Origin of the sequence: Mycobacterium asiaticum (assembly GCF_001673365.1) — a bacterium.
In the GTDB taxonomy this organism is placed as follows: domain Bacteria; phylum Actinomycetota; class Actinomycetes; order Mycobacteriales; family Mycobacteriaceae; genus Mycobacterium; species Mycobacterium asiaticum_A.
On record NZ_LZLS01000163.1, the window covers coordinates 25,779 to 36,240 of the forward strand.

Consider the following 10,462-nt stretch of genomic DNA (forward strand, 5'->3'; position numbering starts at 1 on the left):
CACGACGCCCCGCGAGCCACGTGCTCGCGGGGCGTTTGTGCTACCGCGGACTACCGACTCAAGTCCCACTGCCCGTAGTCGGTAGCCAGGATGTCGTCGACGTCCACCCGGATGCCGTTCAGAACCGGACCGTCCAGCACCCTTTGATAGAGCACCGCAGCGGGCTCGCGCTGTCCGTGCGACCAGCCGATGGTTTGCCATGCCCACTTGTGACCCGGGGTGGTCGAGTTGCCGATGACACCGTCATTGATCGCCCAACCGCACGTCTGGAAACTTCCATAAATGCCGGAGCGTCCTACGCCGAGCACCGAGTTGATGCCTCGAAACCATTGCAGCGCAACGGTATTCCAGGTGTTTTGGTCGATGTCCTCGTCGATGCTGAAGAAGATCGGGGCAGACGGTGGTCCCCCTGCGGCGGCATGCAGACCCTGTGCTGTTTGAGCATCCGCAACGCCGCCGTCGTAGCCGCGGGTGTAGTCCGAAGGTGAGTCTGGCCAGCCGGGTTTGCCGTATTGGAAGTTGCTGACTATGTGCAGACCGGCTGCCCGCAGCGAGTCGGCGTAATCACGGGTAATGGGCTTCGCCTCGAAATGCGCGCCAGGTCGCTCGGTCGAGACGTAGTTCACCACCCCGTCGTAACCTGCTGCCTTGATCTCCTCGGGCGGAATCCTGCGCTCGGCGAAGTCGATCAATAGACCGCTGCCTGCCGATGCAGTGGGTGCCTCGGCCGTCGCGACCGCCGTGGCGGCACCGAGCAGGACCGGGGTCAGTGCGTACTTGAAAACCTCACGTCGTGTCACGGAACGTGGCATCGCGCGATGGTAACAAAGGTGCGCGTCACGCGCGTTTGAGCGCTGCTTTCGCCCTGCTTTTTGCTCGGGCCACCGATTCGGCTGCGGCCTCGCTCCGTTGTTGCGCTTGCCGATAGCGGTGTTCGGCGCTTTCTGCCGCACGCTGGGCCCGGTGGAGAGCGGCTTGCGCCTCGTCATGCTCGGCTCGGCGTTGAGTCAGGGCGCTGTCGGTTTCGCTCTTGGCTTGCTCGGCGGCGGCAACCGCGGCGGCCAATTCTTCTCGACGTCGGTTGTCGCTCTGCTCTTTTGGGCTCGCTTCCGGGGGCGATTCTGGGCTGGCTTCCGGCCTTTCGATGCGGAATGTAGCGAAACCGGACCATCGTTCGGCTGTGCTGAGCCGGCCGAGTCGTGCCCTGACTTCGGGGTCGGCGATCGCGGCTTGCAGCGTGCCGGTGATGTCGTCACGCAATGCGGCCGTCGGGTGCGCTACTTCTGCGACTTCGAATGCGACCCTGACGAGTTCGTTGATCAGCTTGTGTTGTGCGGCTGACAGGGCCCGAACCCGTTCCCCGTCCATTGCGGCGTGCGCGCTGCGTAAGTTGTCCCCGAGGTCGGTTAGCTGCTCGGTGGTGTCTGGCCGCTGCAGAGTCAACCGGTTGACTATCCACGCCGCTGTTGTCGGTTTGCGCAGGGCGGAGATTTGTTTCGAGGCGGCAGTGTCCCCCCGCTGCTTGGCCGCTTTGGCCAGCTCGGCGCGTCGAGCGGTAAAACCGTTCGGGGGCGCCGAATACAGGCTGTCGAGTTCGTCGTCGGCCATACGCAATGATCGCCCCAGCGGCTCAGTCTTGCCACCATTGGCCGCGCGACACCAGCACTTGACGGAGCAGATCCGCACGATCGGTGATGATGCCGTCCACGCCGATGTCGAAAAGCGCGCCCATCACCTTCGGGTCGTCGACTGTCCAGGCGTGCACTTGCAGCCCGGCGGCGTGCGCTGCCCGCACCAGCCCGCCGGTAATGACAGGAGCGGCGCCCAGTCGCGGCGGCAGCTGTAGGCAGTCGCTGTCGCTGACCAGACGCCAGGCGTATGCGCGGGTCCGCGGCGTCGTTGCTGCCATGACCGCCAGAAAGGCGCTGGTTCCGGCCGCTGTGGCAACCCGTTTGGACAACAGACGCAACGCGCGGCGTCGACGACGTTCGGAGAACGAGGTGACCAGGATTCGTCGGTGGGCGTTCAGCCGTTCGATGACGGCGACGGTGGGTTCGACCGCCGACGCCTCTTTGATGTCGATGTTGACCCGAGTGTCGGGGTACGCGGCCAGCAGCTCTTCCAGGGTGGGAATTGACTCCCCCGCGCCCAGGTCTGCCTTGCGCACGTCGCGCCAGTACAAATCGTTGATCGGCCCACGTATCCCGGCTGCGGGTCGAAAGCGACGGTCGTGCTGCACCACTGCAACACCGTCGCGGGTGGCGCGCACATCCGTCTCGATATAGCGATAGCCGAGCCGTATCGCCTCGGCAAACGCGCCCATGCTGTTCTTCGGGAACTTGAAAGCGGTAAAACCCCTGTGCGCCATGGCAATACGACCATCTGAGCGAAGAAACTCGACGATCGGCGTGCTGTCTTCGCCTGCCCGCCAAGTGTCTGGGCTCATGCGCGACACAGTAGTGCGGTTTGGGCCAGGTGAAGCAATGTTGTCAAGCGCGGTGCGGGTTGGCGCTGAGTCGCTACCATCTTGCTGTGCGCCAACAACTTGCCCGGAAATCACTTCAGCTCGGACTGGCGGCAACCGCGGCCGCGACCGCCCTTTTCGGTGGTGTAGTGCTGCCCGCCGGAGCGCCGGGGGCGGCGCCCTCGGCGACTGCGGCTTGTCCCGACGTGGAGGTCGTCTTCGCGCGCGGTCGATTCGAATCGCCGGGCCCGGGCATCCTGGGCAATGCGTTCATCAACTCGCTCAGCTCCAAGGTCGGTGGACGCAGCATGGGGACCTATGCCGTGAAGTACCCGGCCGACTCCGAGATCGACATCGGCGCCAACGACATGAGCCGGCACATCCAGTCCATGGCCAACAACTGTCCCAACACCCGACTGGTGGTCGGCGGCTACTCGTTGGGTGCAGCCGTCGCCGACGTGGTCCTCGCGGTGCCGATGTCCGCGTTCGGCTTCGACAGTCCGCTGCCGGAAGGCACCGACCAGCACATCGCCGCGGTTGCGTTGTTCGGCAACGGAAGTCAATGGGTGGGCCCGATCACCAACTTCAGCCCGATTTATAACGACCGGACTATCGAGCTCTGTCACGGCGCGGATCCGATCTGCAACCCGGCCGACCCCAATACCTGGAAAGAAAACTGGCCTCAGCACCTGGCCAACGCTTACGTCCAGGCGGGAATGGCCAACCAGGCCGCCGACTTCGTCGCCGGCAAGCTCTAAGCCCGCTAACGGGCGTGCGTCACCGGCGCCTGAACCGCGATCGGGACGAGGTGCGGTGACCCCAGCCGGCCACGCCGGCGGGTAGTGGCAGCTGGGCGAGCCAGGTCCGCTGCAGTCGGCGCATCACCACCAGGGCTATCAAGCTCGCCGAGAGCCTGCCGAGCGCCAGCCGACTTGTGCGCTGCTGCCACGTTGGTGCTCGGGAGCCGGCACGGCGCCCAAAGTGGTAGCCGGTGTACGCGGCCGTCATCAGCGCGACACCAATTACCAGCGCGGTCATGACGTCGAGCGTGCATCTTCGCAGTCGCAGCGAGATCACGCCCACGTTGCTCATCGGCCACCAATCGATGCCGGGCGGGGCGTGGGCTGCGGATAAAAATCATGGTGATGGATAACGGGGCGGCGCACTGGAGTTTGCCTGCGACCATAGGAAAACAAATATTTTCACTCGGATTTTAATTGGTGGCTGACGTTTTCATATGCTTAGTAAGCGCGAATCTATACAGGATTTGTGCTACCTGTGCTAGGAGGCCGGCCGGGCCGGAGGTCGCGGCACGGTGTCGCGTGTCGATGCCCCGATCGGCGTTCTTCAAGCGCGCCGCGAGCGAGGTTGCTGCGGTGCCTCCTCTCACCCGTAAGGGGCACTCCTGCCGCGTGCCGCCCGGGCAAACTCCACCGTGAGCATGAGCCGGTATCTGACTGGAAAACCAAGCCATACAATGAATCTCGGGTGTCGCGGATTGCAGAGTTCCGGGCTGGGCCGGACGGTGGTACGCCCAGGCCGCTGACCCGCAGGTCGATCCCCCGATTGCCAGGTGGCGGTGATTAAGCGCCCGGACGCCGTCGCGAACTGTATGGATGCTCGGGGAAACCTATGAAGTAGGTATGACTAAAAATCAAGGTGAATGTTGAGAAAACAACAAGATCAGGGTCCATTCAGCCACCGCTGCCACGTTGAATCGGGCGATGCGCGGTCAATAACGTGTTGAGACAACGGCAAACACATCGAAGTGTTAACTGCCGACTCGACTTGTTAACCGCCCGTCCCCAACTCGCTGGAGGATCGTATGTCTTTCGTTCGTACATATCCAGAGCACCTCGCGGCCGCTGCGAGCAACCTGCAGTCACTCGGTGCGGCGCTGAATGCCGGCAACGCGGCGGCCGCTGGCCCCACCACGGGTGTCGTTCCTGCCGCCGTCGACGAGGTGTCGATCCTGACGGCAGCCCAGTTCGCTACCTACGGTGCGCGATTCCAGGAACTGCATGCCCGGGCCGCTCAGATCCAGGCGGCGTTGACGGCCACCCTGGCCACCAGCGGGGGTTCGTACGCCGAGACTGAAGCCGCCAACGCGGCCGCCGCCCACTAAGCGATCGAAACGGATAAGGGGGTAGGAACCGATGGTTGACTACGGCCTGTTGCCGCCCGAGATCAACTCTGGACGCATATATGCCGGTCCGGGGGCAGGCTCGTTGCTGGCCGCCGCGACAGCATGGAGTGGACTGGCCGCCGAGCTGCAAGCCGCCGCCTCAGGTCATCGTTCGGTGATCACCGCGCTGACCAGCGGTCCGTGGTCCGGGCCCGCGTCCGCGAAGCTGCTGGCCTCTGTCAGCCCCTTCGTCACCTGGCTGGAGAGCAGCGCCGAAGAGGCCCGCAAAGCCGCGAGCCAGGCAAGCGCGGCCGCAGCCGCCTATGAGACGGCATTCGCGGCGAGCGTCCCCCCGCCGCTGATTGCGGCGAACCGTGCACTGCTGGCGGAGTTGGTCGCGACCAATCTCCTCGGGCAGAACACGCCCTCAATCGGCCAGCTCGAGGCGCAGTACGCCGAGTTCTGGGCGCAGGATTCCGGGGCGATGTACAGCTATGCGGGCAGGTCGTCCACCGCGGCACAGTTGGGCGAGTTGCCGGCGCCGGCCGAGGTGACCGACGTCGGCGGCTTGGCCGATCAGGCCATCGCGGTCTTTAAGGCGCAGAACCAGGTCGTGCAGAACAACCTCTCCAATGTGGGTTCGCAAATCAGTCCCAGGCTTTCAGAGGTCCTCAAGACGTTGTCGGCGCCAATCAACGGCTCGACGATCGACCAGTGGCTGATCGCCAACACGCCGTTGGACGACATTGTCTCCCTGTACAGCAAGTACCTCGGGCCATACATCAGCTCACTACAAAGCATGATCCAGTCGACACAGTCTTTCGGACAGGTCACCAACGGTCTTACCGCGGTTGCGAACTTCGCCAAGCCGGCGGCTGCGGCTGCCAAGGCCGCCGAAGGGGCAGCGCAGGCCGCCGGGTCGGCCGCGGCCAATGCCGGCTCGGCCGCAGCGAGCGCCGCGGGCAGCGCGGCGGCCGGTCTGGGCAAGGCGCTTCCGATTGGTGGATTGTCGGTGCCCGCCAGCTGGGTTCCGTGGCAGGCCACCACCAATCCGGGTGTTGCCAGCGCGATTTCGGCTGGCCTCGAGACCGGGGCAGGCTCGAGCAGCTTCCCGATGGCCCCGCCGTTCGGGCAGTTCGTCAATGGCGGTTACGGCCGCAATCAACCGATATACGGTTTCAAGCCCTCTGTCATGGCGAAGCCACCGGCCGCCGGCTAGTCGCGGCATCTGCTGGCTGAGCGGTCAACAGGCATAGGGATGACGAGCAATGGTTGATTATGGATTGTTGCCGCCCGAAATCAATTCCGGGCGCATATACGCCGGTCCGGGGGCGGCTCCGCTGTTGGCGGCCGCGGCGGCATGGAGTGGACTGGCGGCTGACCTGCAAGCCGCCGCGTCCGGTCATCGGGCGGTGATTTCCGAGCTCACCGGCGGTCCGTGGCTGGGACCGTCCTCGGCGGCGCTGATTTCCGCGGTGACTCCGTTCATTGCGTGGCTTGACAATGGCTCGCTGGAGGCCGAGCAGGCCGCCGGTCAGGCGTTCGCGGCTGCGGCCGCCTACGAAACGGCGTTCGCGGCGTCGATACCGCCGCCAGTGATCGCAGCCAACCGCGCCCTGTTGGCGGTGCTCGTCGCCACCAACTTTTTGGGGCAGAACACTCCGGCGATCGCGGCGACCGAGGCGACATATGCCGAGTTCTGGGCTCAGGACGCGGGAGCGATGTACAACTACGCGGGCAGCGCGGCGGCGGCAACCCAGTTGGCGGAGTTGCCGGAACCGACCGACGTGGCCGATCCGGGCAAACTGGTCGACCAAGCAATCGCTGTCCTGAAGGCCCAGAACCAGCTCGTTCAGACCGAACTCGGCAAGATCGGGTCGCAGATCAGCCCCAGAGTCTCCGACGTGCTACAGACGTTGTCAAAGCCGATCAACGGCCAGGTAATCGACCAGTGGCTGATCGCCAACACTCCGCTCGAGGATCTGCCCCCGCTGGTGAGCAAGTACATTTCGCCTTATCTGCCGGTACTGCAGGGGACTTTTCAGTCGGGCCAGGCGTTCGGTCAGGTCGCGACCTCAACCATCAATGCCGATAAATTTCTTGGCAGCCTGACGTCCGCGGGTGCCCAGGCTGCGGGCGGTGCAGCCCAGGCCGGAGGTGCAGCCGCGGTCAACCTCGGAAGCAAAGTCGGTAGCGTGGCGGCGGGTCTGGGCAGGTCGGTACCGCTCGGCGGCTTGTCGGTACCTGCCAGCTGGACCTCGGCGAACGCCGCGACGGGTCCGGGCGTGACCGCGATCAGCAACGCCACCGCGATTCCCCCCGCTGCCGAAGGTGCGGTGGGCAACACGCCGGTGGCGCCGCCGTTCGGGCAATTCATCAATGCCGGCAATGGTCGTAAGACTCCGGCATACGGGCATCGGCTCACATTCATGACGAGGCCGCCGGCGGCCGGCTAGCGATTTCAGCCGGTCCCGCGTTGGCTGCTATGGTGCCTTGCTGATGCCCGAAATGGATCGCCGCCGCATGCTGGCGCTGACGGGCCTGGTTACCGGCCTGCTCACTGGACCAGCTGCCCTCTCCTCCGCTCCGAAAGTCGCGGCCGCCCCCAGCGGTGCGTCGGGTCCGTACATATTTCACGACGAGTTCGACGGCCCGGCTGGCTCGGCCCCGGATCCGTCGAAATGGACGGTGTCGAAGGCGCGCGAGACGATGAAGGATCCGACGTATTGGGAGTTGCCCGAGCACGTCGGGCAATATCGCGACGACCGGCGAAACGTCTTTGTCGACGGCAACTCCAACCTCGTCATACGCGCCGCCAAGGATGGCAACACCTATTACGGCGGCAAGGTTTTCAGTCCGTGGCAGGGCGGTATCGGCCACACCTGGGAAGCCCGGATCAAGTTCGAATGTCTGACGCCCGGCGCCTGGCCCGCCTGGTGGCTCTCCAGCGACTCGCAGGGCGAGATCGACATCATCGAGTGGTACGGAAACGGCAGCTGGCCGTCGGCGACCACCGTGCACGCCAAGGCGAACGGCTCGGAATGGAAGACCCACAACGTCGCACTGGACAGCGCCTGGCACACCTGGCGAGTGCAGTGGGATGAGGCTGGTATGCGCTTCTGGCAGGACTACACCGATGGCGCGCAACCTTATTTCAGCGTCGCGGCCAATTCATTGGCGGACTGGCCGTTTAACAATCCCGGCTACCAGGTGTTTCCAATATTGAATCTGGCGGTGGCCGGTTCCGGCGGAGGCGATCCCGGCCCTGGCAGCTACCCCGCGCAGATGCTCGTCGATTACGTGCGCGTCTGGTAGGGCGACGGTCATTCCGGCGGCTGCCGCCACTCGCTGATTTTGCGGCTCAAGGAATCGGCCGCGCTCGTGGCGGCCCGTCCTACCCCGTCGACAATCCCACCAAGCCCGTCGCGAATACCTTTGACCAGCGGGTCATCAGATTGATCGAACCCGTCCTTGTAGTGCCGGGCGGCTTCGCTGAAGTCGTCGACGAACGATGCTTTGTCGTCGTCGGTTCGTCGCGGGTAGTCCCCGGACAACACCTTTGCGTAGCCGCCGGTGTCCACCCACTGGGTCAATGCGGCGGCCCGCAATACCGAGAACGGATGCGTCTGCAGCTCCAAGTTCAGCAATTTGAGCACACCGTCGCGCATATCCCCGGATCGTTCGTACTCGCGGGCCTGGGCCAGGAACGCTTGCGAGTCCAGCTTGTCCAACCGGATTCCGCCGGCGAGCTTCATCTCCACCCGGATCGCGGCGTCGAAATCCTGACCGCACAACAGCCCAGCGCGGTCTCCGGACAGTTCCGCTTTGCGTTGCCATTCCAGCAGAGCCGCGACGATCGCACGCAGAGCCCAACCTCCGATCGGCATGAAACCGAACGATCGCGCCAGCCGCATCAGGTGCATCATCATGGTGCGGTATACGGCGTGACCGGACAGCGCGTGCCCGAGTTCGTGGCCCACCACAAATCGCATCTCCTCGTGCGTCATCAGGTCGTATAACCCCGAGGTGATGACGATGAAGGGCCGGTCCATACCGATTGTGTAGGCGTTGGCAATCGGCGACTGCGTCACGAACAGTTCGGGCTTTTCCGGCGCATCCAAGACGTCCACGCACTCGTCGAGCAGCGCGTCCAAGTCGGCGAACTGGCGTGGCCCGACCCGTGCGCTACTGGCCAGGTACAGCAGTCGGTGCTGGCGTTCGCGCAGCATGCCCGACATCAGCTTGAGAATCTGGTCAAAACCTCTGAGTCGGCGTAACGCCGAGAGCGCGGTGCGATCCGCCGGGTGTTCCCAGGCCCGTGAGCTGATTTCGGGAAAAACCGCTCGTGTCGCGGCGGGTGTCTGCGCCATGCTTCCCCCTAGTTGTCCGTCACCAGAATAAGGGGATGGTTTCAGGTAAATACCGCAGCAAATGCAGTGAAGTTGCCGTAGCAGTACGGCAGTGACTTCGTTCTCGAAGCCGTGGCTGAATCAACCGGATATCGTGCGAAAACGTCAGGCGGGCGCGTCGTCGGTCCCGTACCGACGGACGTTGCGGCCAGCAGGATGCGCAGAACCGCCTGCGACGGCGCGCTGCTTGCCGATAAAGGCGGGATGACGGCGCATTGCCTCGTGGAGTTCACGTTCACGACGCTGGGCCGCGGTCCAGAGCGGATGCGATTGGAGGTAAATTACCTTCGCCCCTGATGCGTTCGCCATGATTGTCAACTCCTCTCCGATTTACTACGCCTGCGCATGAAACCGGGTGTTTTTGGGCTGCGATACGTAGGATGCCCAGCAAACCTGTGACCCAACCGTGTCGCAAGATGAGAATTTGCCGTGAATTTGTAATCTGACGGTGACTTCCATCACATTTGCCTTGTCTCCGCCTGGTCCCCGCTTGGTCTAAGCGTCTGCGAAAGCAATATCGGCCTGCCATACGTGCGTTATAGCACCGGCCCCCGACATCCGAGATCGCCTCAGATCGCACCGGAAATCAGGTCGGGTACGGTTCGCTCATGGTCGAGCTGAACCGTCGTTTCCTATTGCGTGAACGCCCCACCGGACGGATCGGACCCGACACGTTCGAACTCAGCGAAGAATCGGTTGCCGAGATTCGCGACGGCGAGGCATTAGTCCGCGTTGACTGGATCTCGCTCGACCCGACGAACCGGATGTGGATCAACGACACTCCTACCTACCTTCCGCCGGTGGGCATCGGCGAGGTGATGCGCGGAGGTGGTCTCGGCGAGGTAGTCGCGTCGAAGAATCCGAATTTTCCGGTGGGCACAACCGTGCAGGGCCTGCTGGGCTGGCAGGAATACGTCGTGGTCTCCGAGAACGCGTTGGTAATGCCCGTTGCGGTCGCTGAGGGCGTCTCGCCGAGCGCCTACATGGGCGCGCTCGGAACGACGGGGCTGACGGCCTGGGTCGGTATCCGCGACATCGGCAAGCCGAAGTCGGGTGAGACGGTGGTGGTGTCGGCGGCCGCGGGAGCGGTGGGATCGGTGGCGGGCCAGCTCGCCAAGGCCGACGGCGCGCGGGTCGTCGGGATCGCCGGTGGACCGGACAAGTGTGCCCTGCTCACCGAGCAACTCGGCTTCGATGCGGCGGTCGACCACAAGGCCGACGACTGGCACTCCCAACTGATCGCCGCGACGCCCGACGGCATCGACGTCGATTTTGAGAATGTCGGCGGCCACATCATGGACGCCATCTTTGCGCGACTGAATGTCAATGCGCGCGTTGCGCTTTGCGGTCTGATATCCGGTTACAACGCGGCCGACCCGCCGCCTGGCCCGCGCGCCTTCGGCAACCTACTGGTGCAGCGCGCCACGCTGCAGGGGTTCATCGTGCTCGACCACTTCGGCCGGG

The 10,462-nt window shown here is 64.2% G+C and carries 12 protein-coding genes; 6 read left to right on the forward strand and 6 right to left on the reverse strand.

From position 1 onward, the window contains the following. Positions 1–50: 50 nt before the first annotated feature. Genes A5634_RS17915 through A5634_RS17925 form a run of 3 tightly spaced genes read right to left on the reverse strand, consistent with a single transcriptional unit; the run spans position 51 to position 2,446 of the window. The gene (locus A5634_RS17915; RefSeq protein WP_065145372.1) at positions 51–812 is read right to left on the reverse strand and encodes a DUF1906 domain-containing protein; all 762 of its coding nucleotides are present in this window, start codon (positions 810–812) and stop codon (positions 51–53) included. 25 nt (positions 813–837) lie between these two features. Beyond that, a complete protein-coding gene (locus tag A5634_RS17920; protein WP_065145373.1) occupies positions 838–1,608 on the reverse strand; it encodes a hypothetical protein in 771 nt (256 codons plus the stop codon). Between the two features lie 22 nt (positions 1,609–1,630). Beyond that, positions 1,631–2,446: a glycerophosphodiester phosphodiesterase family protein gene (locus A5634_RS17925; protein WP_065145374.1), complete on the reverse strand. Its 816-nt coding sequence runs from the start codon at positions 2,444–2,446 to the stop codon at positions 1,631–1,633. An 86-nt stretch (positions 2,447–2,532) separates the two neighbouring features. Between A5634_RS17925 and A5634_RS17930 the strand changes: the two genes are divergently transcribed. Next, positions 2,533–3,222 (forward strand): cutinase family protein, encoded by a 690-nt coding sequence (locus tag A5634_RS17930; RefSeq protein WP_081290511.1) that lies wholly within the window; start codon positions 2,533–2,535, stop codon positions 3,220–3,222. 19 nt (positions 3,223–3,241) lie between these two features. On the opposite strand, the gene A5634_RS17935 is transcribed toward A5634_RS17930, so the two are convergent. After that, positions 3,242–3,556 carry a hypothetical protein gene (locus A5634_RS17935; protein ID WP_216638749.1) on the reverse strand — a complete coding sequence of 105 codons (315 nt, stop codon included), beginning with the start codon at positions 3,554–3,556 and terminating at the stop codon, positions 3,242–3,244. A 733-nt stretch (positions 3,557–4,289) separates the two neighbouring features. Here A5634_RS17935 and A5634_RS17940 point away from each other — a divergent pair. The 4 genes from A5634_RS17940 to A5634_RS17955 are packed head-to-tail and all read left to right on the forward strand — an operon-like array spanning position 4,290 to position 7,904. Further along, positions 4,290–4,589, forward strand: a complete 300-nt coding sequence (locus A5634_RS17940) for a PE family protein (protein WP_065145376.1) — start codon at positions 4,290–4,292, stop codon at positions 4,587–4,589. A 31-nt stretch (positions 4,590–4,620) separates the two neighbouring features. Then, positions 4,621–5,808 (forward strand): PPE family protein, encoded by a 1,188-nt coding sequence (locus A5634_RS17945; protein ID WP_065145377.1) that lies wholly within the window; start codon positions 4,621–4,623, stop codon positions 5,806–5,808. A 49-nt stretch (positions 5,809–5,857) separates the two neighbouring features. Beyond that, positions 5,858–7,045 (forward strand): PPE family protein, encoded by a 1,188-nt coding sequence (locus A5634_RS17950; protein ID WP_065145378.1) that lies wholly within the window; start codon positions 5,858–5,860, stop codon positions 7,043–7,045. A gap of 43 nt (positions 7,046–7,088) precedes the next feature. After that, positions 7,089–7,904, forward strand: a complete 816-nt coding sequence (locus A5634_RS17955; protein WP_065145379.1) for a glycoside hydrolase family 16 protein — start codon at positions 7,089–7,091, stop codon at positions 7,902–7,904. Positions 7,905–7,912: 8 nt separating this feature from the next. Here the strand turns inward: A5634_RS17955 and A5634_RS17960 are convergent, their stop codons facing one another. Together A5634_RS17960 and A5634_RS27545 are read right to left on the reverse strand one after the other, a co-directional pair. Then, positions 7,913–8,959, reverse strand: coding sequence for a M48 family metallopeptidase (locus A5634_RS17960; protein ID WP_065145380.1), 1,047 nt, complete (start codon positions 8,957–8,959; stop codon positions 7,913–7,915). A gap of 144 nt (positions 8,960–9,103) precedes the next feature. Then, complete coding sequence (locus tag A5634_RS27545; protein WP_081290512.1) at positions 9,104–9,307, reverse strand: hypothetical protein; 204 nt, start codon at positions 9,305–9,307, stop codon at positions 9,104–9,106. Between the two features lie 299 nt (positions 9,308–9,606). On the opposite strand from A5634_RS27545, the gene A5634_RS17965 reads away from it, so the two are divergent. Further along, a partial coding sequence (locus A5634_RS17965; RefSeq protein ID WP_065145381.1) for an NADP-dependent oxidoreductase occupies positions 9,607–10,462 on the forward strand: 856 nt, incomplete at its 3' end.